Here is a 26,201-nt window from a genome sequence, read left to right as displayed (position 1 = left end):
AAAATTCATGGTTTTGGTGGAACTAATAAGGATATAACTTATATGTAAGCAGGGGGGATTTGATGAAAAAGGGTTGGATAATCGGGATAGTCGTTGTCGTTCTACTGGTCATTTATGGTGCATCTTCGTACAACGGACTTGTTAGTGCCAGTGAAGACGTCGATAATAAATGGTCACAGGTGGATAACCAATTAAAACGAAGAGCGGATTTGATTCCGAATCTTGTAGAAACGGTGAAGGGTTATGCCGCTCATGAAACGGAAGCCATTAAAGCGGTGAGTGATGCACGCTCGAAGCTGGCAGGTGCCAATTCGACCGAAGATGCAATTGAAGCCGATCAAGAATTGAGCGGGGCCTTGAGCCGTCTTTTGGTGGTTGTCGAGAACTATCCGGACTTAAAGGCCAATGAGAACTTTAAGGGTCTCATGGATAGTTTGGAAGGCACGGAAAATCGGCTGACGGTAGCACGAAAAGACTATAATGATGAAGTTACCAACTATAATAAGATGATTAAACGCTTTCCGAAGAATATGATGGCAGGAGCGTTCGGGTTCGATGCCAAACCATATTTTGAAGTGACCGATCAAGAAAAAGAAACGCCAAAGGTTGATTTCGGGAGCGATAAATAATGAAAAAACTCGCTGTGTTTGCGCTATTCTTCATTCTCACGTTCAGTTTAGCAAACGTGGCCGCAGCACAACCTAACATTCCTGAACCAGTTGGGGATATATATGTTCAGGACTTCGCCGGAGTCCTGGATGATCAGGAAAAATCGGAACTCATCGAACTTGGGAAACGATTGGATGATGCCACAAAAGCACAAATTTCCATTTTGACGGTTGATTCGATGGAAGGATCCGAGATCGAGGAGTACTCGGTCGAGGCATTAAGATCATTCAAGCTTGGTGATGCCGAGCTGAACAATGGAGTCCTCATCGTGCTGGCCATGGAAGAACAGAAAATCCGTATTGAAGTGGGATACGGTTTGGAAGGGGCCATCACCGATATAAAATCTGGACAGATTTTGGATGATGTGGCTATCCCCGCGCTGAAAGAGGGTAAATATGATGTTGCCCTGACGGAGACCTATAAGGCTGTATATAATGACGTCACGAAAGAATACAACCTAGGTGACGAGTTTTATCAAGATCTCTCCGTTCAGTCCGATTCAGAAACCTTTCAGCCATCAGGTTTACAGATTTTCCTCATTATCATCGTCGTCATCATCGTATTCATCCTCGATGCCAAATTCTTTAAAGGGTTTTTCCTTCAAACGCTAATCAATATCCTTTTGATATTCATAAGTCGCGGCGGCGGCGGCCGTGGAGGCGGAAGCGGCGGTCCACGGGGCGGCGGCGGAGGAAGTTCCGGCGGCGGAGGTGCCAGCAGGGGCTGGTAAAGCAGTGGGTCTGACCGGGAAACCGGTCTTTTTTTTCGTAAAGATTGTTTTTTTAAAAACGAAACTATTTAAGGTTGATTGGAGCGAAAGTGCGAGACTCCTGCGGGAGCAGCGGGACAGGTGAGACCCCACAGGCGTTTACGCCGAGTAGGCTCACCGCCCGCCCCGCGGAAAGCGAGCATCTGGAGGGGAAATCAACCACAACTCACTACCTGGTAAATAGCAACAAAGTATGTGAAAACAGCCTTTTTTTATGTATGGCCCCTGTGTCGGACCAACAATGGAAAACCTTTCAGCACATCTATTTTCAGTAGTAAAGAGATAATAAAAATGTTCGGAAAGGCGGGATGACCTTGCGGACGTTTTCTATATTGAAAGGAATGCCGGTTTTCACAATCAAAGGAGAAAGAATCGGCACGGTCCACGATTTATCAATTTCTGAAATGGGAAAGGTAACGGGCTTGGTCGTTCATCAGCAAGCATTGTTCAAAAGAGCTTTTCATTTGAAACTTGACGATATTTCTTCATTCGGTCCAGATGGGATCATCATCAGCCACCAAGATTCAACCTTAAGGAAAGTGCCTGTGGATTCCATTTGCCTTTCGAAGGACGAAGTATTGGGACGCATGCTGTTTTCAGAAATGGGCGAAGAACTTGGTTTACTGCAGGATGTATATTTCAAGGAAAAAATGGGCACGATTATAGCGTATGAAACAACGGATGGGTTTTTCTCGGAGTCGACAGTGATAGAATCAAAACAGCCGCCTGCATTAGGGAAGGATACCATCATTGTTTCAGTTTATGAACAGTGAGGTGTCCATTTTGGAAATTAAATGTCCGAATTGCCGCAGTAAAGATGTTGGGAAGATTGGCGTAAATCAATATTATTGTTGGAATTGCTTTATTGAAATGACTCTGTCCGAAGGGCTCATCAATACGCACCAAGTCGAGGAAGATGGAAGTTTAAGCTCATTGGACGATTTGTTTGAGGAAAATGACCGCCGCTTCGGTATGTAAATAACGGAAGAGGTGTTTGCAATGGCTAGACGTTCACGCAATACTCTAATGAATATGGGTTCCGACTTGATGAACTCGAAGATGATCAAACGGAACATGAAGAAAATACGCAAAAGATTAAAGTCATTATTATAGCAGGAATGGGTGTCCTGATAATGAGGGCACTCTTTTTTATGTATGAAAACCTTCCGCCTTTCGAAGAATAAATGAGCGGGGGGTGTTATTGTGAGTATTCGGCTAAAGTGGTTTTATCGCCTGGGTTTTTTATTGCTCTTATTTTTCGTCATCTATATTTTTATGAAACTTAAGCCCATGTGGGGACCTGCCGTTACTGTATGTGTGACGGTGCTGCTGCCCTTTTTGGTCGGTGCGTTCATCAGTTACTTGCTGCACCCTGTAGTGGAATATTTGAATGAGAAAGGGATGCGTCGCTGGCTTTCGATCACGATCATCTATTTGTTGTTTTTCGGGGGGATTGGTTTTGCCGTTTATAAAGGAATTCCAGTGATCGTCAGCCAGGTTCGCGAGCTGTCGGAAAGCGTGCCGGAACTGGTTGAACAGTACCGGGGCAGCATTGATAAGCTCAATCATCAAACGGCGGCCTGGCCGTTCGGAATTCATGAAAGATTCGAAGAGGGTGTCACCCTTTTCGAAGGGTGGCTGAAGCGTATACCGGAAAAGGCGATGGAGTATGCAATGAAGATGATTGATTTCATCGTCCTGATAGCGTTGATTCCATTCATTGCTTTTTATATCCTCAAAGATTTCACCGTTTTAAAAAAAATGGCATGGTATATGACCCCGAAAAAATGGCGCAATCAGGGACGGGCATTCGTCCGTGATGTCGATGCATCGCTTGGAGGCTATATCCGCGGACAAATCATCGTCTGTGTCGTGATCGGTTTGATTTCCTCGCTGCTCTTCTGGATAGCCGGAATGAAATATCCGCTTCTTTTGGGGGCGATAATCGGAATAACGAATGTCATTCCGTATTTCGGACCGATTATTGGGGCCATTCCTGCTGTAGTTATCGCCGCGACAATGTCAGTGAAAATGGTGTTGATCATCGCGGTCATTGTGCTTGTCCTTCAATTTCTTGAAGGAAATATCCTGTCTCCGCTAATAGTCGGTAAAAGCCTCCATATGCATCCGCTGTTCATCATGCTTGCATTATTGGCCGGAGGCGAAATAGGCGGTATCGTCGGCATGGTCGTTTCGATTCCAATCTTGGCTGTGTTGAAAGTTTTTGTACTTCATGCCCGCGTTCACTTTAGAAAGAAGCCGCCCCTTATTGACAAATAAAAGTCTTGTGAATATAATCCATAACATAAGATAATTCGTTGAAGGATGAAGTATGCTGAAGTCCATCTAAAGAGAGGGGTCCCCCAGGCTGAAAGGGACTGCCAGGTGAAGAGCAGCAGAAAGCTAGTCCTGAGAGCAGCTAATACCTGCCGTTACGCCGCGTTAAGGCTTTTATGAAGGTGATGGGCCTGGGATGAATTCCTGCGTCCATAATCAGGGTGGTACCGCGAGTCAACTCTCGTCCCTGTTTTTGGGATGGGGGTTTTTTGTGTGCTCAAAATTACATAATTTTTAAAAGGAGGATATATATATGAAGTATTTAACTGGTGCTCAAATCCGCCAAATGTATTTAGACTTTTTTAGTGAAAAAGGACATAACATCGAACCAAGTGCATCATTGGTTCCTCATGAAGATCCATCATTGCTTTGGATCAATTCCGGGGTGGCGACGTTAAAGAAATATTTTGATGGACGGGTGATTCCTGAAAATCCAAGGATTACGAATGCTCAAAAGGCGATCCGTACAAACGATATTGAAAACGTGGGGAAAACGGCACGTCATCATACGTTTTTCGAAATGCTCGGAAACTTCTCCATTGGTGAATATTTCAAAGAAGAAGCCATCACATGGGCATGGGAATTTTTGACCGATGAAAAATGGATTGGGTTCGATAAAGATAAATTGGCTGTGACGATCCATCCTGAAGATGATGAAGCATTCGAACTTTGGAATAAGAAAATCGGTGTACCTGCTGAAAGGATCATTCGCCTGGAAGAAAACTTCTGGGATATCGGGGAAGGTCCAAGCGGTCCGAATACGGAGATTTTCTATGACCGCGGACCAGCATATGGCGATGATCCGAATGATCCGGAACTATATCCAGGCGGGGAAAATGAACGTCATCTGGAAGTATGGAATCTTGTTTTTTCTCAATTCAACCATAATCCGGACGGTTCTTATACACCGCTTCCAAAGAAAAATATCGATACAGGGATGGGCCTTGAACGTATGGCTTCCGTCGTTCAAGATGTGGCGACGAACTATGATACAGATTTATTCATGCCAATCATCCGCGCAGTCGAAGAGATATCCGATGTGAAATATGGTGTTGATTCAGAAAAAGATGTGGCATTCAAAGTCATAGCCGACCATATTCGTACGGTAGCCTTTGCAGTAGGTGACGGGGCTCTTCCATCCAACGAAGGCCGCGGTTATGTATTGCGCCGTTTACTTCGCAGAGCGGTTCGATATGCTAAGCAAATCAACATCAACCGACCATTCATGTTCGAGCTTGTGACGGTCGTCGGTGAAATCATGAAAGACTTCTATCCTGAAGTCCTCAAGAATAAAGAATTCATTGCAAAAGTAATCAAAAATGAAGAGGAACGTTTCCATGAAACCCTGAATGATGGACTGTCCATCCTTTCTGAGGTCATTAAAAAGGAAAAGGAAAAAGGCAATACGACCATTCCGGGCAGCGATGCATTCCGTTTATATGACACATATGGTTTCCCGATTGAGTTAACGGAAGAGTATGCAGAAGAAGAAGGCATGGCGGTCGATCAAGCTGGATTTGAAAAAGAGATGGATGCTCAGCGTGAACGTGCCCGTTCAGCGCGTCAAGATGTTGATTCCATGCAAATCCAAGGCGGGGTATTGGGCGATATTAAAGTTGAAAGTGAATTTGTCGGATATGAGCAAGTTGCTGTCGAAGCCAAAGTTGCCGCCATCATACAAAATGGCGAGCTTGTAACGGAGGCACAAGAAGGAGAAGAAGTTCAAGTGATATTGGACAAGACTCCTTTCTACGCGGAAAGCGGCGGACAAATAGCCGATATAGGAACGATGGCCAGTGAATCGGTGAAGGTTGATGTCCTTGATGTTCAAAAAGCTCCTAATGGCCAAAATCTGCACCGTGTAGCAGTTACTGCCGGGACATTAACAGCAGATTCCCATATCGTTGCTGCGGTAAATCAAGAAAATCGCATCCATATCACGAAAAACCATACAGCGACGCATCTTTTGCATCAGGCGTTGAAAGATGTGCTTGGTACACATGTCAACCAAGCGGGTTCACTCGTACAGGCTGAGCGCCTTCGCTTCGATTTCTCGCATTTTGGCCAGATAACGGCGGAAGAGATTGAACAAATCGAAACGATTGTAAATGAAAAGATTTGGCAAAGCTTACAAGTGAATACGGATTATAAAAACATCGAAGAAGCCAAGGCTATGGGCGCAATGGCCTTGTTCGGCGAAAAATACGGCAAGATTGTACGTGTCGTTCAAATAGGCGATTACAGCTTGGAACTATGCGGCGGTGTCCACGTTCCGAATACAGCGGTGATCGGCTTGTTCAAAATCGTTTCCGAAAGCGGCATCGGTGCAGGAACTCGCCGTATAGAAGCGGTAACGGGTGCCGGGGCGTACAAATTGATGACCGATCAAATCGGTGTCCTGAAAGACGCGGCTGCAAAATTGAAAACGAACTTGAAAGACGTACCTTCAAGAATTGAAACGGTACTGGCTGAAGTGAAGGATCTTCATCGCGAGAATGAAAGCCTTACTGCAAAATTAAGTAATATTGAAGCAAGTAGCCTTGTTTCTAACGTAAAAGACGTAAATGGTGTTCAAGTATTGGTGGCGAAGGTTCAAGCTACCGACATGAATAATCTGCGTGCCATGGCGGATGATTTGAAACAAAAGCTCGATTCTGTCATTATCGTATTAGGCTCGGCCCAAGGCGATAAAGTCAATTTGATTGCCGGGGTGACCAAGGATTACATCGACCGCGGTTTCCATGCTGGTAAATTGGTGAAAGAAGTTGCTTCCCGTTGCGGCGGTGGCGGTGGCGGACGTCCAGATATGGCCCAAGCCGGCGGAAAAGACCCTGAAAAATTGGATGCAGCACTTAATTTTGTTGAAGAATGGGTCTTATCGATTTCATAATCAATGGAAAGTGTTGTACAATGTAGGTAATAGTGGATTTGGACGCTGAGGAGAGGTGCATGTTAATGAGTTCCTTTGATAAAACGATGAAATTTAATTTTCCCGAAGAACCATTCGAAAGAGATGTACAAGAAGTATTGTCTCAAGTGTATGTTGCACTTCAGGAAAAAGGTTATAACCCGATAAACCAGATTGTCGGTTATCTATTATCTGGTGACCCGGCCTACATCCCGCGCCATATGGATGCTCGAAACATTATTCGTAAGCTTGAACGCGATGAAATCATCGAAGAATTGGTTAAATCGTATCTTAAGAACCATCGAGAGGAATACTAATGCGCACAATGGGACTTGATTTAGGTTCAAAAACCATCGGCGTCGCCTTGAGCGACGCGATGGGTTGGACTGCACAAGGATTGGAAACGATCAAAATTAACGAAGCTGGAAATGACTTCGGCTTTAAACGCCTCAATGAAATTATAAAAGAGCATGATGTTTCTAAAATTGTCCTCGGTTTACCTAAAAACATGAATGGGACTGTTGGACCGCGAGGCGAGATCAGCCAAGATTTCGCTAAACGATTAGAATACAAATTCAAGCTGCCGGTGTTTCTCTGGGATGAACGGTTGACAACTATGGCGGCTGAACGTGTCCTTCTTGAGGCGGACGTGAGCCGAAGCAAACGCAAAAAAGTCATTGATAAAATGGCAGCTGTCATGATTCTGCAAGGATTCTTGGACAGACAAACAAATTCAATATGAGGTGAATACAAATGGAACACGGCGAAAACAACATTACAGTAGTAGATGAAAATGGAAACGAGCAGCTATGCGAAATCCTTTTCACATTCGACTCAGATAAATTCAACAAATCTTATGTACTTTACTATCCGATGTCTGCAGAAGATGAAGAGGAAGAAATTGAAATCCACGCTTCATCATTCGTACCGAGCGAAGATAATAAAGATGGTGAACTTACACCGATCGAAACAGAAGAAGAGTGGGATCTTGTCGAAGAAATGTTAAATACATTCCTTGACCAAGAAGAAGCTGAAGAAGAATAAAAAAAAACCGGCCCCTAAAGGTCGGTTTTTTTTTTGGCTCTTTTCGTAAAGATTGTTGTTTTTAAACGAAACTATTTAAGGTTGATTGGAGCGGAAGTGCGAGACTCCTGCGGGAGCAGCGGGACAGGTGAGACCCCACAGGCGTTTACGCCGAGGAGGCTCACCGCCCGCACCAAGGAAAGCGAGCACCTGGAGGGGAAATCAACCACACTGCACTACTTCGTAAATAGCAACAAAGTATGAAAATAGCCTTTTTTTGAAAAGGGACTTCATCTAAAATTTAATAACAAAATTGATGGGAGCGGGTGTGCGAGACCTCTGCGGAAAAAGCATATCAAAGGAGGACCCCGCAGACGAAATCCGCGAAAAGTGAGTGCCTGGAGTGGGAATCAACGTTTGAATTGTAAAAACCTGTATAAAATTGCAGGCGTATACGCCGTTTTTTTCATTTTTGTACCAGTTACCCCTTATCTTTTCTTTGCGAATAAAAGCATAAAAGTAGCGAACGGACCCAAAAATAATGATAGCAAGAACCAGTTCAGCGCCGTTCTATTTTTTCCTTGAGCAAGTCCGGCGTTTATGAGTGCCAATGTCCCCCAACCTACAAAATAAGACTGATCCAACTCCTTCACACCTTTCCTTTTCCTCAAATCATTATGGCATTCCTATATGAATATTCCTGCTATTTCTTGAAATGCCTAATACATGCCGGGAACAAATTTTTAAGCTGAGTAAATAATTAAAACAAAGTTGATTGGAGAGTAAGGTGCGGGAAAAACGCGTCAAAGGGAATGCCTGAAGCGGAAATTAATATGCCCTCAAAAAAACTGTAGACAAAGATATCACCATTTTCCTATTAAATAATACCTGTATATTGACAAAACTAGTGCATTTTTGCCATAAATAGAGTATTGATGAATGTAGTTTTGCAAAAAACATGTAATTATTTGTTGATTTTAGTATAATGTTCGAAGCAAAGATTAATTAGAGAAAAGCATCATCTAGAAACCATTCTGTAGTTGGTGTGAGTTTGCAGGGGGAATGAACATGGATGAAAAAGATAAAAATCTATCTAAAAAGGAACATATCCGAATGAAATTGTTAGAACAGCAAGGAGAAGCCAAGCTGGTTCGTAAAATCATCATGATTACGGTCGCTTCGCTTATTTTACTAATCGGGATAGTTGGTCTTGTGGGCTTTTTATATATCAACTCAGCCATGAAACCAGTCGATCCGGATGATGACACCATCAAGAAAGTGAAAATCCCGATCGGTTCATCCGTTAACGGAATTTCAACTCTGCTTGAAGAGCAGGGAATAATCAAGGACGCACGCGTATTCAAATATTATATTAAATTCCGCAATGAATCCGGTTTTCAGGCAGGGGAGTATAAATTATCACCTTCCATGCCGATTGAAGATATTGTCACAAGCATCAAAACCGGGAAACTCATGAAGGAAGCGGCAATGAAGATAACGATTCCTGAAGGGAAGCAGCTAATCCAAATTGCCGATATCATCGCGGGGAAGACGGGTGAAGATCCGAAAAAGGTCTTCAAGAAATTGAATGATAAGAAGTTCGTTAATTCCATGCAAGAGCAATTTCCGCAGCTATTGACCTCGGAAATTGAAAATGAAAAGGTTTTATATCCGCTGGAAGGGTATCTTTTCCCAGCTACTTATGACTTTTATGAAGAAAAGCCGACCCTGGAGTCGATCGTCATCGAGATGCTGAAGAAAACCGAAGAAACTTTGCAGGCTTACGAGGGCCAAATGGACAAGAACGATTATTCCGTACACGAGATGCTGACCTTCGCTTCGCTTGTCGAAGAAGAGGCGACGGCACAAGTCGATCGCGGAAAGATAGCTTCCGTCTTTTACAATCGTATTAAGGAAGATATGCCGCTTCAAACGGATCCGACCGTTTTGTATGCGAAGGGTTCACATAAGAGCAGGGTGTATTATAAAGACCTTGAGGTGAAATCCCCTTATAATACGTATAAGAACAAGGGGCTTCCGCCAGGGCCGATTGCAAATGCCGGAACGACATCGATCGATGCGGTATTGAAACCTGAGAAAACGGATTACCTGTACTTTTTGGCAACACCTGAAGGGGAAGTCCTTTACTCCAAGACCTTGGATGACCACAATAACAAAAAGGCAGAGCATATTTCCAATAAATAAATAAAAAAATGCAAGGACACCGAGGGGGGAGAGATATTACTTTCCCCTTGTTTTTATGATAGAATAGTACAAGTGAATTTTTGATCCGATTCTTATCGGTGACGTAACTCGGCGAATGCCGGGTTTTATTTTGAAAGATAAGGAAATGTAGATCGTCAAGCATACTTGTTTCAGCTCCTTGTGAAGAAATTGTTTAATCAATTTTTTCATGTTACTGACCAAGCGCTTTTGTTTTCCTTATAAATGGAGGAAACGTTTTGAACGGAAAAATAGAACAATATCTTCATTCCTTAATTCCGGAGCGTACGGGTTTGCTTAAGGAGTTGGAAGATTTTGCGATGGAAAATAATGTGCCGATCATGGAGCCCGAAGGAATTGAAGTGCTGCTTCAGATTTTAAGGCTTCATCAGCCAAAAGCGATATTGGAAGTAGGTTCGGCCATTGGCTATTCGGCCATAAGGATGGCTGAGACCCTTCCGGAAGCTCAAATCGTCACACTTGAACGGAATGAAGCCCGCATTGAGCAGGCAAAGGCTAACTTCAAGAAGGCGGGACTGTCGGAAAGGATCACCCTCATTGAAGGGGATGCCCTTGAAGCGGGACCGAAAGTGATGGAGCATGGCCCGTTCGATATCATCTTCGTTGATGCAGCTAAAGGGCAGTACAAGCGATTCTTTGAACTGTTTGAACCATTCCTTGCTGATGCTGGCATCATCATTACTGACAATGTTTTATTCAAAGGCTTGGTTGCCGAAAACATTGAAGAAATGGAAATGACGAGAAGAAAGCGAGCTCTTATCAAAAAAATCAGAGACTTTAACATCTGGTTACATGACCATCCTCATTTCGATACTGTAATTTTGCCGATTGGTGATGGTGTGGCCATTAGTAAACATAGAGGTGACAAAAATGAAAAAGCCTGAATTACTCGTGACTCCGACAAGTGTCGATCATATAACAGAACTCATCGATGCTGGCGCTGACGCCTTCGTCATTGGCGAACAACGTTATGCACTAAGGCTGGCAGGGGAGTTCAATCGTGAAGATGTAGAGAAGGCAATTGAACTTGCACATGCTGCGGGCAAGAAAGTGTACGTATCCATGAACGCCATTTTTCATAATGAAAAAGTGGACGAGCTTGAAGGGTATGTTACATTCCTTAAAGAGGCTGGTGCCGACCGGATCATTTTCGGTGATCCCGCAGTCTTGATGGCAGTCCGTGCCGTGGCACCTGATATGCCCCTGCACTGGAATACAGAGATGACGGTAACGAACTGGTACACATGTAATTACTGGGGAAAACGCGGTGCTGTCCGTGCCGTTGCTGCCCGTGAGATAAGTCTGGACGAGATCGTGGAAATGAAAGAAAATGCCGAAGTGGAGATTGAAGTGCAAGTGCATGGCATGACATGCATGTTCCAATCGAAGCGTACGCTCCTAGGTAATTACTTTGAATACCAAGGCAAGGCATTGGAAGTGGAAAATCGGAAGGAACATAGAAATATGTTCTTGCATGATAAGGAACGCGAAAATAAATACCCGATTTATGAAGATGAAAATGGTACACATATCATGAGTCCGAATGATATGTGCATGATTGATGAACTTCAGGAATTGATTGAAGCGGAAATTGATTCACTGAAAATCGAAGGGTTACTACAAACTCCGGAATATGTCATTGAAATGACAAGGTTATATCGGGAAGCGATTGACGTATGTGCTGAAGACCCTGACCGCTATGATGATATCAAATCGGAACTTTTTGAAAAAGTCAAAGCGGTTCAGCCGGATAACCGTGAGTTGGATACTGGGTTCTTCTTCAAAGAATCGGTTTATTAAAGAAAAGGGTAAGAGAAAGAGGAGGAATAGCCTTGAATGCTATTGCTGATAAAATTTCCAAGATCGTTGATGGAAAGAGAGTCATTGTAAAAAAACCGGAATTGCTGGCTCCGGCCGGAAACCTGGAAAAATTAAAAATTGCCGTCCATTACGGCGCGGATGCCGTGTTCATTGGCGGTCAGGAATATGGCCTTCGTTCCAATGCCGGTAACTTCACGTTTGAAGAAATGAAGGAAGGCGTCGAATTCGCTAATAAGTATGGTGCCAAAGTATATGTAACTACAAATATCTTCGCACATAATGAAAATATCGATGGTCTTGATGAATATCTGGAAGGTCTTCAGGAGGCAGGGGTCCATGGTATCATCGTCGCCGACCCATTAATCATCGAAACCTGTAAAAGGGTCGCTCCGAAAGTCGAGATCCATTTAAGCACACAGCAATCGCTATCGAATTGGAAGGCTGTTCAGTATTGGAAAGAGGAAGGCTTGGAGCGTGTTGTTTTGGCACGTGAGACGAGTGCTGATGAAATCCGTGAAATGAAGGAAAAGGTCGATATCGAAATCGAGGCTTTCGTTCATGGGGCCATGTGCATTGCCTATTCTGGACGCTGCACCCTTTCGAACCATATGACGGCGCGTGATTCGAACCGCGGCGGCTGCTGTCAGTCTTGTCGTTGGGATTATGATTTATATGAGTTGGATCAAGATGGGGAAAAGGCTTTATTCGATAAAGAAGATGCTCCATTCGCAATGAGTCCAAAAGACTTGAAGCTGATTGAATCACTGCCTGGCATGATTGAAATTGGCATAGACAGCTTAAAAGTTGAAGGAAGAATGAAATCGATTCATTATATTGCAACGGTTGTCAGCGTGTATCGTAAAGTGATCGATGCGTATTGTGCCGATCCCGACAATTTCAAGATTAAACAAGAATGGCTGGAAGAGCTTGATAAGTGTGCGAACCGTGAGACGGCATCATCGTTCATGGAAGGGGAAATTCCTGGGTATAAACAGCAAATGTTCGGGAATCATACCGTAAAGACTCGCTTCGACTTCGCAGGATTGGTGCTTGATTACAACGAGGAAACTAAAATCGTCACCATGCAGCAACGTAATTTCTTCAAGCCTGGGGATGAAGTGGAGTTTTTTGGACCGGAAATCGAAAACTTCACTCAAAAAATCGGTACGATCTGGGATGAGTCAGGTAAGGAGCTGGAGGCAGCCCGCCATCCGCTTCAAATTGTCCGCATTCAAGTAGATAATAGAGTTTATGTGAACAATATGATGCGGAAGGAGAATTGATATGACAAGAAAGAAACCAGTGGTCATCGGAGTTACCGGAGGGTCGGGATCAGGTAAAACAAGTGTTACCCGTTCCATTTTTGAATTCTTCCAAGGACATTCCATCTTGATGATCGAACAAGATTATTATTATAAAGATCAAAGTCATCTGCCTTTTGAAGAGCGCCTGAAAACGAACTATGATCATCCGCTTGCATTTGATAATGATTTGTTAATCGATCACATTAACGCATTGCTGCGCTATGAAACGATAGAAAAACCGGTTTATGATTATTCGATCCATACGCGCTCGGAAGAAGTCATCACAGTTGAGCCACAGGATGTCATCATCCTTGAAGGGATTCTTGTACTGGAGGATGAGCGCCTGCGAGACCTGATGGATATGAAGCTATATGTCGATACGGACGCAGACCTGCGGATCCTTCGCCGGATGACCCGTGATATTAAAGAACGCGGCCGTTCCATAGATTCCGTCATCGAACAATACATCAGTGTCGTCCGTCCGATGCATAATCAGTTCATAGAACCGACGAAGCGTTATGCCGACATCATCATACCAGAAGGCGGCCAAAACCATGTGGCGATTGACCTTATGGTGACAAAAATTCAAACAATCCTTGAACAAAAGTCTTTTTTGTAATAACATAGCATAAATAATGATAGGTGCCATTTTCCTCCGTTTATTTAAAAATCCCATTTATTTAATGGGAAAGACTGGACAAATGTTGGAAAACGCAATACTCTATTCTTGATACAGAACGAACCGGCTGCTCACCGCAGTCGGTTTATATACTAAGGAACGGATTGTTTCTTAGTATCGAAGCGCGACTTTTTAAGTCGCGCAATTATATATTTTGACTCGATTTAGGGTTAAGCACGATATAGTACATAAACTTGTCACAGCGAATGCTTGCTGTAAAGAAATTGAAGGAGTGAAGGGTTTTGGCAATTGAAAAAGAATATCCAATGACTAAAGAAGGTAAGTTAAAGCTTGAACAGGAACTGGAACAGTTAAAAACGGTTAAACGTAAAGAAGTGGTGGAAAGAATCAAAATCGCCCGCAGTTTTGGCGACCTTTCCGAGAACTCAGAATACGATTCCGCAAAAGAAGAGCAGGCTTTCGTTGAAGGACGTATTACAACGATCGAAAACATGATCCGCAATGCAAAAATCATTGAAGGCAATGATTCGAATACAGATACAGTTTCACTTGGAAAATCGGTAACCTTCGTGGAACTTCCAAATGGTGACGAAGAAACATATTCCATCGTAGGAAGCGTTGAAGCGGACCCATTCGAAGGAAAAATCTCCAATGATTCCCCAATCGCGAAAAGCCTGATAGGGAAAAGGGTCGGCGACAAGGTATCGATCATGACACCTGGCGGCGAAATGAGCGTCAAGATTGTATCCATCGACTAAATAAAATGCAAAAGGGATGTCCATCGGGGCATCCTTTTTTTATGGAAGGCTGTTTTCACATACTTTGTTGCTATTTACCAGTAGTGAGTTGTGGTTGATTTCCCCTCAGGATGCTCGCTTTCCTTGGTGCGGGCGGTGAGCCTCCTCGGCGTAAACGCCTGTGGGGTCTCACCTGTCCCGCTGCTCCCGCAGGAGTCTCGCACTTCCGCTCCAATCAACCTTAAATAGTTTCGTTTAAAAACAACAATCTTTACGAAAAGAGCCTTATGGAAAAGTGCCGCGTTAAATTTGTTCATAATTGTTTAAAAATTCGCACCTCGTCAACAATGGTTATCGAGGTGTATTTTATGAAAAAGAAACGAATGAGGTTGCTGGCACTTTTTTTGACCACTTTCATGCTGATGCTCATAGGCAGGCTTGCCTACATCCAACTTGTATCGACAGAATCTTTTTCAAAGCATGATGTGAACCTGTTGGAAGCAAGCGTGAATCAGCGTTCACAAATATTAAAGATTGATGATGGACGCGGAAAGTTCTATGACAGAAATGGAGAACCGCTGGCACATGAAGAAATCCCGACGCTCGTCCTTTTTCCCTTTCTAAAAAAAATGACATGGCCCATAGATGAAGTGGCCTCGATAATAGGGAAATCGGAAGCGGAGTTAAAACGGGCTATAGAAGAAGCAGATGAACCATTCGTATTTGGCGGGGATGAACCGATAGAGTTGACGTCCAGCCAGTCGAAGGCAATCAATGAATTGAAGATTCCCGGGGTCTTTGCCGTGAATGAGAAATTATATCATGATCAAACGCCTGCAGCACAATTGATCGGAACGACGAATATATCTGATGCGGAAAAGAAAAAACGTTATCCGGACATGAATTTATCTCCTGAAACGAAAATAGGCAATACGGGACTGCAAAGGACCTTCGATGAGTTCTTGCTTTCCGCTGGGGAATCGAAGCTCATTTTTCACGTGGACGCCAGCGGAGGACCGATGTTCGGTGTCGATGTTAAATATGTGGAACCAGCAAATCCGCTTTACCCGGTGAAGGTCATGACGACGATCGATAAAGAAATTCAGGAGAAAGCGGAGAAGCTCGTCGATGAACGCGGGATAAAAAAAGGCGGTCTCGTCCTGATCGATATCGAAAAAAGTGAAATCGTCGCCATGGTATCACGTCCGGCGCTTAATATAAAAGATCCAAATGGCGAAGGGGCCGTCAATATGATGCTGACTCAAAAAACGCCGGGTTCCGTCTTTAAAACGGTCACGGCAGCAGCGGCCATCGATTATGAAGCGGCCAGTCCCACCAGGACATTTAATTGTAATTTGACGATAGACGGCAAAACGGATAAACAGAGGGAACTGGGCGTACTTAATTTTGAAAATAGCTTTGCCCAAAGCTGTAATAGGACGTTTGCCGAATTGTCCCAGGAAATAGCGGAGAAGGATCCGGACTTTTTGGACAAATATGCAAAAATGTTAGGGCTGGTTGGTGAAACGGGCTGGCAAGGGGACGTATATCACACGGAAGTCACTCAGCTGCATCATGAACAAACAGGAAAGGTCTGGCATGATGACGATTTAAAAAAAGATCCCAAAATGGTTGCCAAAACGGCAATTGGCCAGCAGGATGTCCAAACGACGCCGCTCGCGATCGCGAATATGATGGCAACGATTGCCCGCGGCGGCAAGAAGGAACAGGTCAAAGCCGTTTCCAAGGTCGAATTTAACAATAGTACGACCGTAGTCGACTTTCCCAATCAAAGCATTGGCGGCGAGAAACTGTCACCCTATACAGCGATGAAGATGCAGCATCTTCTTAGGAAGGTCGTGACGGAAGAGAAAGGGACGGGCGCCTTCTTGAGAGATTTGCCTGTGGAGGTCGCCGGCAAGTCCGGGACAGCTCAGACCAATATCGAAAAAGGGGAGCTCAATAAATGGTTTGCAGGCTACTTTCCATATAAAGATCCCAAATATGCTCTTGTTACCGTAAGTTTTGAAACGAAGGAAAACAGTTCCAGCATGACGCCTCTTTTTTCAGATATTGTAAAAGTCCTGTACTCGAAGGACCAGGACAATAGCGAGAATTGACGAAAAGTGTAGGAAACCCTTCCCTTCTATCTCTGGCTAAATCATGTTAAAATGAGGCAGTAAGAAATGGTAAGGGGAGGAATGGACCTTGGGCTCACGTTTCAATCAGAGAGATCAAAAAAGAAAAGTAAATAAAATATATAATATTGCAATCACCATCGTTTCCATTTTAATCGTCATTGTCGCAATCTCGATTTTCTTAAGTGATGATGGCACCGAAACAAAAAAAGCCACGACTGAACCAAAGCAAGTCGCCGAGACAGAAAAAGGGAAAGTAGTGGACAAACCTTCTGGCAAAGAGGAAGAAACGGATTCAGAGAAGGAAGACCCAGTAGGTGATAGTGAAGCAACAGAAGAGGATGCGGAAAAAGAAGATAGTAAAGCAACAGAGGAAGATGCAGAAGAGAAGGCTGAAGATGATGCAGATCCAGAAAAAGCAGGAGATGCCGAACTTGTGGAAGTGGAAGGCAGCGGCGATGGCAATGTTGCGTCTACATATACAAGTGAGAGTTGGAAACCAGTAGGAACGGAGCAATCCGGGGAGCACACTACCAGCTTCGAAAAGAGCTCGGTCGATTGGAATGAAATGAGTAAAGCGATAGCAAGCGGAGCTGGAATCGATGAAGGCAACATGAAGCTATGGTGGCTGCAAAACGGCGGTTCGTCGACCACGGCAATCGGTACGGTTTCTGAAGGGGACAACCCTAAAACCTTCCGGGTTTATATTGAATGGGTGGACGGATCAGGTTGGAAACCTGTAAAAGTCGAAGAGCTGAAGACAAACGATAAAAGATAATGTTCAGAAAAAATGTATATACGAAAAACCCCCGAAAGGTATTCCGCTTTTCGGGGGTTTTTCATGGTGATCATTTTTTAGCTTTAAAGTGGACGACTGCACTATAAAAACGTCTGCCTTCTTCACTTACATACATTTGGTGTGACACGGATTCCACCTGAAGCATGATCGCTTTATTGATTTCAATTTGTGATTGGATTTTTTCTTCAAGATTCTTGATGCTTTCTGCCTCGAAAAATTCTATTTTATCTTCGAATAAGTTTAAGTCGAGTTGAAAACTCATGACTATTCCCCTCCAACATTCAGATACTGTTAGTTTAACACCATTTTGTCCGAATCTGAACCTAATGAATTTGCCTAAAAACAAGAACGGTTTCTCTGTTTATTTCATAGTATGCTTATAGGTTTTATTATCTTATTATAAAAGGTGATTAAAAATGGGCAGAGAATTTATCGATTTATTTGAAGAATGGTCGAAATCGTATGATGATACGGTTGGTGGACACGATATTGAGTATCAAGAGGTTTTTAAACATTATGATGGCATATTGGACAGCGTCACCAATCGGGCTTTTGGTCATGTGCTGGAGTTCGGGGTGGGTACCGGGAATTTGACGGAAAGACTTTTGAAGAAGGGCCTAAAGGTATCGGGAATAGAACCTTCTCCTGCGATGAGGGAAATAGCGGTAAGCAAGCTGAGCGGAAAAACAGAAATTGTAGATGGTGATTTTATCGATTTTCCGAAGCCGGAACAGGTTGATTCGATCGTGAGTACGTACGCGTTTCATCATTTAACCGATGAAGAAAAAGAAAAAGCGATAGCCAACTATGGAAAGTTACTGAATACTGGTGGTAAAATAGTGTTTGCTGATACAATGTATCAATCAAAGGAAGCTCATGAACGAGCGATTCAAAATGCAAGGCAGGCAGGCTTTCATAATTTGGCGAACGATTTGCAAACGGAATATTATACTACGATTCCTTTTTTGGAAAAAGTGCTTGAAGCAAATGGATATAAAGTGAACTTCGAGCGCTGCAATCAATTCGTCTGGATCATGGAGGCGGAAAAATTATAGGAAGAGGTTTTTACTAATGAAGGTAGCCATAATCGGAGCAATGGAAGAAGAAGTTACGATTTTACGTGATAAATTGGAAGGGTTGGAGCAGGTGACCATTGCCGGTTCCGAGTTCAATACAGGCACACTGAATGGTATCGAGGTCATTTTACTTAAATCGGGTATCGGTAAAGTGAATGCGGCAATGTCCACTGCAATCCTGTTAGAAAAATTCAAACCGGATGCGGTCATCAATACTGGCTCTGCCGGCGGTTATCATCCAGATCTGAATGTAGGGGATGTGGTCATATCCACGGAAGTGCGGCACCATGATGTCGATGTGACGATTTTTGGATATGAATACGGTCAAGTACCTCAGCTGCCTGCAGCTTTTACACCGGATGAAAAGCTTTTTGCAATCGCAGAAGAAGCAGCAAAAGAAATCGAGGATATACAAGTGGCGAAAGGGTTGATCGTGACGGGGGATTCTTTCATGAATGATCCTGACAGGGTTGAATTCGTCAGAGGGAAATTCTCTGATTTATACGCGGTGGAAATGGAAGCGGCAGCCATTGCACAGGTAGCCTTCCAATTCAAAACACCGTTTGTCATCATTCGTTCCCTTTCGGATATCGCAGGTAAGGAGTCCAATATTTCCTTTGATAAATTCCTGGAAACTGCGGCTCTTCATTCAGCGGCACTGATTTTGAAAATGGTTGAAAAAATGAAATGAATGGTAAGTGATCAGCGGAAGCTTTTCTGCTGATCATTCTTTATTGCATAATCCTTATTAAATTGGTAGGATAACTATGAAAGGATGTCCGGATATGAAAGTCTTTAAAAATATTCATGAGCTGATAGGGGAAACGCCGATGATGGAAATCACCCATTTCCCGCTTCCGGATGAAGTCCGTATCTTTGCCAAACTGGAATACTTCAATCCGGGAGGCAGTGTGAAGGATCGGCTTGGTCAAGAACTGTTAGCCAAAGCGCTGCAGACAGGGAAGGTGAAAAAGGGCGGGACGATCATCGAACCGACTGCCGGGAATACCGGGATTGGCTTGGCGTTGGCTGCGATAAACAGTGGGGTGGACGTTATCTTTTGCGTTCCGGAGAAATTCAGTACCGAGAAACAGGAATTGATGCGTGCCCTTGGAGCGAATGTGATCCAAACCCCGACAGAGGAAGGGATGACAGGAGCAATCGCCAAGGCTGAGGCGCTGCTGGCTGAAATTCCGGGATCATATTGTCCCCAGCAGTTCGCCAACCCTTCCAATCCTGATGCCTATTATAAAACGCTGGGACCTGAAATATGGGAACAGATGAAAGGCGATGTGGATGTGTTTGTTGCCGGTGCCGGGACGGGCGGGACATTCATGGGAACATCGCGATATTTGAAAGAAAAGAACGCTGCTGTCAAAACGGTCATTGTCGAACCAGAAGGATCGATTTTAAACGGCGGAAAAGCCGGACCCCATAAAACAGAGGGGATCGGGATGGAATTTCTACCGGCCTATATGGATGAAACGTATTTTGACGCAATCCATACGATAAGCGATCGTGACGCTTTCGATATGGTGAAGGAATTGGCGATTAAAGAAGGCCTTCTTGTCGGCAGTTCTTCCGGTGCGGCATTTGCAGCGGCCATGAAAGAAGCGGCCAAGGCTTCCCGGGGGGCGAATATCGTCGTCATATTTCCGGATTCAAGTGAACGATACTTAAGCAAAAAAATTTATCAGGGAGGAATGTAAAATGAGAAAAAAAACACAATTGATCCACGGCGGCATTTTTGGTGATGAACAAACAGGAGCGGTTTCGGTGCCGATTTATCAAGTGAGCACCTATAAACAGGATGGTCCGGGGAATCATCGGGGCTATGAATACTCCCGTACAGGCAACCCGACCCGCCATGCCCTCGAAGAATTGATCAAGGATCTTGAGGAAGGAAAAAGAGGTTTCGCCTTCGGATCAGGAATGGCAGCGATGACTGCGGTTATGATGATGTTCAGTCATGGTGATCATGTATTGATGACAGATGATGTTTATGGAGGTTCTTTCCGGGTCATCACTAAAGTGCTTAATCGCTTTGGGGTGGAAGCTACGTTCATCAATACGAGTGACATACACTCGATCGAAAAAGAGATAAAGGACAATACGAAAGCACTGTTCATTGAAACTCCGACGAATCCATTATTGAAGATCACCGATTTGGAAGAAGTATCAAAAATAGCAAAAGAAAACGGCATCCTCACCATTGTGGACAATACCTTCAGTACGCCTTACTGGCAAAATCCGCTTTCACTTGGAGCCGATATCGTGCTTCATAGTGCAACGAAGTATCTGGGGGGACACAGCGATGTTGTAGCGGGTCTTGTCGTGGTGAATGATGAAAAGATTGGCAATGACCTTCATTTCATCCAAAACTCCACAGGAGGCGTGCTAGGGCCCCAAGATTCATGGTTGCTGATGCGAGGCATTAAAACGCTGGGAATCAGGATGGAAGAACATGAAAAAAACACATCTCAAATCGTTCGTTTCCTATCCGGGCATGAAGGCGTTTCGAAAATCTATTACCCAGGTCTTGAAAACCACCCAAATCATGATATTGCCAAAAAACAATCGCGTGGATTCGGCGGTATGGTTTCATTTGATGTCGGCAGTGCGGAAAAGGCCGAGTCCGTTTTGAACAAAGTGAGATACTTTACACTTGCGGAAAGTCTAGGGGCAGTGGAGAGCTTGATTTCCATTCCGGCTTTGATGACGCATGCTTCCATTCCGGCTGAGCGTCGTGCAGAACTTGGGATAACGGATGGGTTGATTCGTATTTCGGTAGGTCTGGAAGATGTTGAAGACTTATTGGAAGACTTGGAACAAGCGCTGCAAGGATAATCGTTTAGGGACCCGAAATTCATAGCTGACTGCCATTATTTACACCCTGTCATTTGGAATAAATATGGTAGAATGAGATATCGATATCTTATTAGCTTGAAAGAAGGTGGAATGGCATGAAAAACCGCAAAAAACAAACGACGGCAATGCTGCGTTCGAAAATGGTCGATTTTAAACAATTTGCGATCACTTTGTTATGTGTGGGTTCGTTCTTCTATATAGGAACCATCCTTCCCACTGGCGACAAAGCGATGATTGACACATATGTCTATATGGGAGCGACAATCATGTTCCTGGGCATATCCATAGTATTTTTCTCATTATCAAAAAAATATAAGAAGATCTTGGCCGAAATGGATGACCAGGACACTTTACAACAATAGAAGCAAACCTGATTCTTTAAAGAATCAGGTTTTTTTATTTTTCAATTGTTGTAGCCCATTAAGGGGCAGATTTATCATACGACTTACCTCCTTAAGGCAATAATGACTATTGAAAATGGGTAAAAAGATCGAAATTTTCAAATAAATAGGCAAAAGCCGTTTACAATTTTCGAATTTGTGGATATACTTACCAAGTAATAAAAAATATTCCAAAGGAGGTCGAAGAAAATGACATTGTATCTACATGGAGTCGTCGCAATCAGCCGGTCCGTTTCAAATGACAATCACATAACATTCGACCTGTGCCAAGCGGAATATTTCTAAAGCAATTTGGCTTTATTAATCATTCAGACATAGCGGCCGCAGGGAGAAGTGTTTTATCCTGCGGTCTTTTTATATTCTCTAAAAAAGCCCGCAGGAGGACGTAACTTTCTGCGGCCTTTTTATGCCTTTTTGTTGGGCCGCTCCCCTAAAGGAGGTGATATTATGACACTGAATATGCTTTTTTTCACAATCACGATTAAAATGAAAAAAATGACTGCCGAGGAATGTTTGCAACAGGAGAGAATTCACAAGATTCGAGAAGAACATCTAGATAAAGCGTTGAAGCATCGTCCTTTTTTCTAAAAACATATGAGGTAGGTATTCCGTTCATAAAAAAATTAAAGAAAGGTGGAGGTTAATATGTTGAACTTGTTTTACGTAAAAGGAGAGAAGCGTTGCTATTGGCAGGAGAAGGATACCGGCTAACGTATTTGCCGGTGCATGGCCAGCATTGTCATGGTTTGTATGTATAGGAACAGCGGAAAATGGCATTGGAAACGTGATGAATTGAAGAGATGTTGATCAAGATGGTCATGACGCTGATCAACTGGGAACGCCAACGTTAGATATGAATAGGTAAAATGGGAAAACTCGGCCTTAGGGCCGAGTTTTTTTCTTTGCCTGAATCAGCAGCACGGACCTGACCCACCATAACCAAATCCACATCCCGGCAACCACCAAAACCCGAAAATGAGCAATAAAATCAGGAGGACAATAAACAGGCCATAACCAAAGCCGTAACCGGACCCGGACCCTGAATAACAAGGCGCAGGAGCCGGATAACCATAGCTGCATCCGTATGGTCCATAGTTATATCCCATCGCAAAAACCCCCTTTCCCTAAAAAATTCCCTATCATTATATGAACATTTGCCTTCGTTCGTTTGGGAATTCATCCAGGCTGGTTTGAACATTTAACACTTTCACGATTTCTTTTAGCGGGACAGGCACGAACAAGCCCACTGTTGCATAGGTATGAATAGGGAAGCCAAAGAAACGGGGGATGAAGCCAATGCCCGGAATACTTACAGTTGTCGGTTATATTATCAAAGAATTTTACTTATTCGTTTCCTATGTGAAAAACAATGCTTTTCCCCAGCCCTTGTCATCTCAGGATGAAAAGAAATATCTGAAGCTTATGAGTGAGGGGGACGGTGATGCCCGTAATATCCTGATCGAGCATAATCTCAGGCTTGTTGCCCATATCGTCAAGAAATTCGAGAATACGGGCGAAGATACAGAGGATTTGATTTCGATTGGGACCATTGGTTTGATAAAGGCCATTGAGAGTTATTCGGATGGGAAGGGTACGAAGCTGGCCACATATGCGGCGCGATGCATTGAGAATGAGATCTTGATGCATTTACGAGCGACAAAGAAAACAAAGAAAGATATTTCCCTGCATGATCCGATCGGTCAGGATAAAGAAGGAAATGAAATCAGTTTAATCGATGTACTGAAATCGGAATCGGAAGATGTCATCGATACGATTCAGCTCAATATGGAAATTGAAAAAGTGAAAAAGTATATTGATATTTTGGATGAACGCGAAAAGGAAGTCATTGTAGGCAGGTTTGGACTGGATTTGAAAAAGGAGAAAACCCAGAGGGAAATCGCTAAAGAGCTTGGCATTTCCCGCAGTTATGTATCAAGGATCGAAAAACGTGCTTTGATGAAGATGTTCCATGAATTTTACAGGGCAGAAAAAGAGAAGGAAAAGAAAGCTAAAGGATAGGAATGGTAAACAAAGAGAGTGCGGGGAAATTCCCCGCACTCTTTTTTTAATATTTATTTCTGATCAAATCTGTAAATGCATGATAAATCTCGATTCCCTGAAAAAGGAACAGACGTGAAGCGGTTAAAGAAAAGACCCCTACCATTATTAGTCGAAACCACATATGAATCACTCCTCCATTTTATTTTTTATAAAATGTCAGAGCGTGAGGCTACGTAATTCGCCTGATAAAAAACGGGACTGAGATATCGCCGTCGAAGATTCGAGGGAAAATAAAGAAAGCCCAAAATGGTGAATTCGAAAATGAGTATTACAATAAGTGACTGCCATGAACTAAAGGACGGCACGAAAGGCTGTTTCTTGTCGGCCTTATCCCAATGGTGAACATCGGTATGTTCTTCAATGGTTAGCTGCTGTGCATGATGGTGGAACTGTATGGGCAGTGTCCAAAGGAGCAGGATGATGGCAGACATGTGAATAAAGAATTTCATATGAATCAACCACCCCTTTCCCAAGATTATATTCATCATAACATGCTTTTAATCTGGGATATAGAAAAATGTTCTGAAAAATACTGAAAATTCCTTTTAATTAGAAAAATATTGAATGAACCTCTATAATGGGGTTAGTGATAAAAAGGGGGCAATTTAGTATGGGATATTCTATGACATGGGATTTGGATATCTTTTTTAAAGGGGGAAGCTCTTCTAAGGAGTTCCTGATTTTTTTAGATGAATTCAACGAAGAGGTAAAAGAATTAGACAGGCTTGTAAGCAATATCAATCCGGTAGGAAATGATGAATTCAGTTTAATCCAGGCATTTGATCTTTTTAAAAATACAAATATGAAATCTTCGCAGGCAGGTGCTTTCATTGGATGCCTGGAAGCTCAAAATGCGCAGGATAAGAAGGCTGGTCAGCTGCGGATCAAACAAATGAAGATAGTCGCTTCACTAAAAATGGTGTTAAGCAAGCTGGATGAAAAGTTGATGCAGCTTGATGATGCATTTTTCATGAAAATCCTCGAAAAAGAACCATTGAATGAATTGAAATTCGTATTGAATGAACGTCGGGAAAAGGCAAAGGAAAAGCTTTCCGTGAAGGAAGAATCATTAATCACCCAATTGGCCATGGACGGTTTTGAAGGTTGGAGCCAAATGTATGATACGATCGTCGGTTCAATGACCATCCCTTACAAGGGTGAAAAGCTTTCTGTAGGCCAAGCGGCGAATAAATTTTCTGATCCTGATGAAAGGACCCGGAAAGAATTATTTACAGCGTGGGAACAGGCTTGGGAGGAAAAAAGTGACCTGTTTGCCCGGACTTTGAACCACTTGGCTGGCTTCCGTCTCAGTGTGAATGAAAAAAGGGGCTGGGATGATATTTTGAAAGAGCCTCTTGAAATAGGAAGGATGAAAAAAGAAACCCTCGAAAGCATGTGGAATGTAATTGCAGATCATAAAGAGCCGCTTGTGAGATTTTTAAAAAGGAAAGCGGAGTTACTGGATTTGGATAAATTAAGTTGGGCGGATTTGGATGCACCGCTCGCTGTTACGGCAGAATCCAAAGTAATGGATTATCAAGAAGGTACAGACTTCATCATCCAGCAATTCGCTAAATTCGGCTCTCAATTAGCGAACTTCACCCAAAAAGCTTTTGAAGACAGCTGGATTGAAGCTGAGGACAGACCAGGTAAGAGACCAGGCGGTTTTTGCACCGGCTTTCCATTGAATAAGCAGTCAAGAATTTTCATGACGTATTCGGGCACACCGTCCAATGTATCGACATTGGCTCATGAATTGGGACATGCATTCCATTCTTATGCGATGAGGGATATCCATCCATTGAATCGGTCATATGCAATGAATGTGGCGGAAACCGCTTCCACTTTTGCTGAAATGGTCGTAGCGGATGCAGCTGTTAAGGAAGCAGACAGTGAGGAAGAAAAGCTGGTGCTTTTAGAAGATAAAATTCAGCGTTCCGTGGCATTATTGATGAATATCCACGCGCGTTACTTATTCGAAACTAGGTTTTATGACGAGAGGAAGCAAGGATATGTCAGTGCCGAACGGTTGAATGAACTGATGGTCGATGCACAAAAAGAAGCTTATGGCGATGCTTTAAGTGATTATAATCCAACTTTCTGGGCTTCAAAGCTCCATTTTTATATTACAGGTGTACCATTTTATAATTTTCCGTACACATTCGGTTACTTATTCTCATTAGGCATATACGCGAATGCTCTGAAAGAACCTGAAGGATTCGAAGAAAAATATATCGCTCTATTAAAGGATACCGGTTCCATGAAGGTCGAGGATTTGGCGGAGAAACATTTAGGCGTCGATTTAAAGACCCGGGATTTTTGGGAGGAAGCAGTCAATGCCTGTATGGAGGATGTAGAAGAATTCATGCGTTTGACCGACCCATTAGTCCGAAAAGCATAAGATGG

At 43.3% G+C, this 26,201-nt stretch carries 26 protein-coding genes; 25 read left to right on the top strand and 1 reads right to left on the bottom strand.

The genetic code is table 11. The features are described 5' to 3' along the window. Nucleotides 1-59 precede the first annotated feature (59 nt). From AC0VX1_RS17900 to AC0VX1_RS17820, 17 genes are all read left to right on the top strand, one after another. Nucleotides 60-629 (top strand): LemA family protein, encoded by a 570-nt coding sequence (locus AC0VX1_RS17900; protein ID WP_376708008.1) that lies wholly within the window; start codon nt 60-62, stop codon nt 627-629. After that, nucleotides 629-1,399: a TPM domain-containing protein gene (locus AC0VX1_RS17895; RefSeq protein WP_475468165.1), complete on the top strand. Its 771-nt coding sequence runs from the start codon at nt 629-631 to the stop codon at nt 1,397-1,399. Before AC0VX1_RS17900 ends, AC0VX1_RS17895 begins: the two co-directional genes overlap by 1 nt. Nucleotides 1,400-1,752: 353 nt before the next feature. After that, nucleotides 1,753-2,211 carry a PRC-barrel domain-containing protein gene (locus AC0VX1_RS17890; protein ID WP_475468163.1) on the top strand — a complete coding sequence of 153 codons (459 nt, stop codon included), beginning with the start codon at nt 1,753-1,755 and terminating at the stop codon, nt 2,209-2,211. Next, on the top strand, nt 2,201-2,416 hold the full coding sequence (locus AC0VX1_RS17885) for a hypothetical protein (RefSeq protein ID WP_034311361.1): 216 nt from the start codon (nt 2,201-2,203) through the stop codon (nt 2,414-2,416). Before AC0VX1_RS17890 ends, AC0VX1_RS17885 begins: the two co-directional genes overlap by 11 nt. Before the next feature lie 225 nt (nt 2,417-2,641). Further along, nucleotides 2,642-3,718 carry an AI-2E family transporter gene (locus AC0VX1_RS17880; RefSeq protein WP_475468161.1) on the top strand — a complete coding sequence of 359 codons (1,077 nt, stop codon included), beginning with the start codon at nt 2,642-2,644 and terminating at the stop codon, nt 3,716-3,718. Between the two features lie 310 nt (nt 3,719-4,028). Continuing rightward, nucleotides 4,029-6,665, top strand: a complete 2,637-nt coding sequence (gene alaS, locus AC0VX1_RS17875) for an alanine--tRNA ligase (protein WP_413021965.1) — start codon at nt 4,029-4,031, stop codon at nt 6,663-6,665. Nucleotides 6,666-6,730: 65 nt separating this feature from the next. Further along, complete coding sequence (locus AC0VX1_RS17870) at nt 6,731-7,000, top strand: IreB family regulatory phosphoprotein (protein ID WP_034311358.1); 270 nt, start codon at nt 6,731-6,733, stop codon at nt 6,998-7,000. Then, complete coding sequence (gene ruvX / locus AC0VX1_RS17865; RefSeq protein WP_413001096.1) at nt 7,000-7,425, top strand: Holliday junction resolvase RuvX; 426 nt, start codon at nt 7,000-7,002, stop codon at nt 7,423-7,425. Before AC0VX1_RS17870 ends, ruvX begins: the two co-directional genes overlap by 1 nt. A gap of 11 nt (nt 7,426-7,436) precedes the next feature. Then, a complete protein-coding gene (locus AC0VX1_RS17860; RefSeq protein WP_034308630.1) occupies nt 7,437-7,727 on the top strand; it encodes a DUF1292 domain-containing protein in 291 nt (96 codons plus the stop codon). A gap of 1,047 nt (nt 7,728-8,774) precedes the next feature. Further along, entirely contained in the window at nt 8,775-9,911 is a 1,137-nt protein-coding gene (gene mltG / locus AC0VX1_RS17855) for an endolytic transglycosylase MltG (protein WP_475468158.1), read from the top strand. A 257-nt stretch (nt 9,912-10,168) separates the two neighbouring features. After that, on the top strand, nt 10,169-10,834 hold the full coding sequence (locus AC0VX1_RS17850; RefSeq protein ID WP_082854569.1) for an O-methyltransferase: 666 nt from the start codon (nt 10,169-10,171) through the stop codon (nt 10,832-10,834). Continuing rightward, complete coding sequence (locus AC0VX1_RS17845) at nt 10,821-11,750, top strand: peptidase U32 family protein (protein ID WP_095389834.1); 930 nt, start codon at nt 10,821-10,823, stop codon at nt 11,748-11,750. The genes AC0VX1_RS17850 and AC0VX1_RS17845 overlap by 14 nt, the downstream gene beginning before the upstream one ends. 32 nt (nt 11,751-11,782) lie before the next feature. Further along, a complete protein-coding gene (locus AC0VX1_RS17840; protein WP_034308621.1) occupies nt 11,783-13,054 on the top strand; it encodes a peptidase U32 family protein in 1,272 nt (423 codons plus the stop codon). Between the two features lies 1 nt (nt 13,055). Further along, nucleotides 13,056-13,694, top strand: coding sequence for a uridine kinase (gene udk, locus AC0VX1_RS17835; RefSeq protein WP_034308619.1), 639 nt, complete (start codon nt 13,056-13,058; stop codon nt 13,692-13,694). Between the two features lie 302 nt (nt 13,695-13,996). Continuing rightward, nucleotides 13,997-14,473 (top strand): transcription elongation factor GreA, encoded by a 477-nt coding sequence (gene greA, locus AC0VX1_RS17830; RefSeq protein ID WP_034308617.1) that lies wholly within the window; start codon nt 13,997-13,999, stop codon nt 14,471-14,473. A gap of 347 nt (nt 14,474-14,820) precedes the next feature. Continuing rightward, the gene (locus AC0VX1_RS17825; RefSeq protein WP_475468153.1) at nt 14,821-16,572 is read left to right on the top strand and encodes a peptidoglycan D,D-transpeptidase FtsI family protein; all 1,752 of its coding nucleotides are present in this window, start codon (nt 14,821-14,823) and stop codon (nt 16,570-16,572) included. 88 nt (nt 16,573-16,660) lie between these two features. Further along, nucleotides 16,661-17,368, top strand: coding sequence for a YrrS family protein (locus AC0VX1_RS17820; protein ID WP_475468152.1), 708 nt, complete (start codon nt 16,661-16,663; stop codon nt 17,366-17,368). Nucleotides 17,369-17,438: 70 nt separating this feature from the next. Here the strand turns inward: AC0VX1_RS17820 and AC0VX1_RS17815 are convergent, their stop codons facing one another. After that, a complete protein-coding gene (locus tag AC0VX1_RS17815) occupies nt 17,439-17,651 on the bottom strand; it encodes a DUF2536 family protein (RefSeq protein WP_048682770.1) in 213 nt (70 codons plus the stop codon). Between the two features lie 154 nt (nt 17,652-17,805). On the opposite strand from AC0VX1_RS17815, the gene AC0VX1_RS17810 reads away from it, so the two are divergent. The 8 genes from AC0VX1_RS17810 to AC0VX1_RS17775 all read left to right on the top strand — a co-directional run bounded on the left by AC0VX1_RS17810 (nt 17,806) and on the right by AC0VX1_RS17775 (nt 26,196). Next, nucleotides 17,806-18,444 (top strand): class I SAM-dependent DNA methyltransferase, encoded by a 639-nt coding sequence (locus AC0VX1_RS17810; RefSeq protein ID WP_413009799.1) that lies wholly within the window; start codon nt 17,806-17,808, stop codon nt 18,442-18,444. A gap of 16 nt (nt 18,445-18,460) precedes the next feature. Further along, complete coding sequence (mtnN, locus tag AC0VX1_RS17805; protein WP_034308609.1) at nt 18,461-19,156, top strand: 5'-methylthioadenosine/S-adenosylhomocysteine nucleosidase; 696 nt, start codon at nt 18,461-18,463, stop codon at nt 19,154-19,156. A 94-nt stretch (nt 19,157-19,250) separates the two neighbouring features. Continuing rightward, complete coding sequence (locus AC0VX1_RS17800) at nt 19,251-20,174, top strand: PLP-dependent cysteine synthase family protein (protein WP_413021972.1); 924 nt, start codon at nt 19,251-19,253, stop codon at nt 20,172-20,174. 1 nt (nt 20,175) lies between these two features. Further along, entirely contained in the window at nt 20,176-21,312 is a 1,137-nt protein-coding gene (locus AC0VX1_RS17795) for a bifunctional cystathionine gamma-lyase/homocysteine desulfhydrase (RefSeq protein ID WP_475468149.1), read from the top strand. A gap of 116 nt (nt 21,313-21,428) precedes the next feature. Beyond that, nucleotides 21,429-21,695 carry a YrhC family protein gene (locus tag AC0VX1_RS17790; protein ID WP_475468147.1) on the top strand — a complete coding sequence of 89 codons (267 nt, stop codon included), beginning with the start codon at nt 21,429-21,431 and terminating at the stop codon, nt 21,693-21,695. A 486-nt stretch (nt 21,696-22,181) separates the two neighbouring features. Next, a complete protein-coding gene (locus AC0VX1_RS17785) occupies nt 22,182-22,322 on the top strand; it encodes a YrzI family small protein (RefSeq protein WP_076365157.1) in 141 nt (46 codons plus the stop codon). Nucleotides 22,323-23,030: 708 nt separating this feature from the next. After that, entirely contained in the window at nt 23,031-23,753 is a 723-nt protein-coding gene (sigK, locus tag AC0VX1_RS17780) for an RNA polymerase sporulation sigma factor SigK (protein ID WP_034308596.1), read from the top strand. Nucleotides 23,754-24,405: 652 nt separating this feature from the next. Then, a complete protein-coding gene (locus tag AC0VX1_RS17775; RefSeq protein ID WP_475468144.1) occupies nt 24,406-26,196 on the top strand; it encodes a M3 family oligoendopeptidase in 1,791 nt (596 codons plus the stop codon). Nucleotides 26,197-26,201: the final 5 nt, after the last annotated feature.

It is taken from the genome of Peribacillus sp. QJM3NY_7, from assembly GCF_056173225.1.
This window is presented reverse-complemented; position numbering and strand designations above follow the sequence as displayed.

Bases quoted from the DNA above. Each gene is read 5' to 3' on its own strand.
- AC0VX1_RS17895 (WP_475468165.1), top strand. From the start codon at position 629: ATGAAAAAACTCGCTGTGTTTGCGCTATTCTTCATTCTCACGTTCAGT.
- AC0VX1_RS17885 (WP_034311361.1), top strand. From the start codon at position 2,201: ATGAACAGTGAGGTGTCCATTTTGGAAATTAAATGTCCGAATTGCCGC.
- alaS (WP_413021965.1), top strand. From the start codon at position 4,029: ATGAAGTATTTAACTGGTGCTCAAATCCGCCAAATGTATTTAGACTTT.
- AC0VX1_RS17870 (WP_034311358.1), top strand. From the start codon at position 6,731: ATGAGTTCCTTTGATAAAACGATGAAATTTAATTTTCCCGAAGAACCA.
- ruvX (WP_413001096.1), top strand. From the start codon at position 7,000: ATGCGCACAATGGGACTTGATTTAGGTTCAAAAACCATCGGCGTCGCC.
- AC0VX1_RS17860 (WP_034308630.1), top strand. From the start codon at position 7,437: ATGGAACACGGCGAAAACAACATTACAGTAGTAGATGAAAATGGAAAC.
- mltG (WP_475468158.1), top strand. From the start codon at position 8,775: ATGGATGAAAAAGATAAAAATCTATCTAAAAAGGAACATATCCGAATG.
- AC0VX1_RS17845 (WP_095389834.1), top strand. From the start codon at position 10,821: ATGAAAAAGCCTGAATTACTCGTGACTCCGACAAGTGTCGATCATATA.
- udk (WP_034308619.1), top strand. From the start codon at position 13,056: ATGACAAGAAAGAAACCAGTGGTCATCGGAGTTACCGGAGGGTCGGGA.
- AC0VX1_RS17825 (WP_475468153.1), top strand. From the start codon at position 14,821: ATGAAAAAGAAACGAATGAGGTTGCTGGCACTTTTTTTGACCACTTTC.
- AC0VX1_RS17815 (WP_048682770.1), bottom strand. From the start codon at position 17,651: ATGAGTTTTCAACTCGACTTAAACTTATTCGAAGATAAAATAGAATTT.
- AC0VX1_RS17810 (WP_413009799.1), top strand. From the start codon at position 17,806: ATGGGCAGAGAATTTATCGATTTATTTGAAGAATGGTCGAAATCGTAT.
- mtnN (WP_034308609.1), top strand. From the start codon at position 18,461: ATGAAGGTAGCCATAATCGGAGCAATGGAAGAAGAAGTTACGATTTTA.
- AC0VX1_RS17800 (WP_413021972.1), top strand. From the start codon at position 19,251: ATGAAAGTCTTTAAAAATATTCATGAGCTGATAGGGGAAACGCCGATG.
- AC0VX1_RS17795 (WP_475468149.1), top strand. From the start codon at position 20,176: ATGAGAAAAAAAACACAATTGATCCACGGCGGCATTTTTGGTGATGAA.
- AC0VX1_RS17790 (WP_475468147.1), top strand. From the start codon at position 21,429: ATGAAAAACCGCAAAAAACAAACGACGGCAATGCTGCGTTCGAAAATG.
- AC0VX1_RS17785 (WP_076365157.1), top strand. From the start codon at position 22,182: ATGACACTGAATATGCTTTTTTTCACAATCACGATTAAAATGAAAAAA.
- sigK (WP_034308596.1), top strand. From the start codon at position 23,031: ATGCCCGGAATACTTACAGTTGTCGGTTATATTATCAAAGAATTTTAC.
- AC0VX1_RS17775 (WP_475468144.1), top strand. From the start codon at position 24,406: ATGGGATATTCTATGACATGGGATTTGGATATCTTTTTTAAAGGGGGA.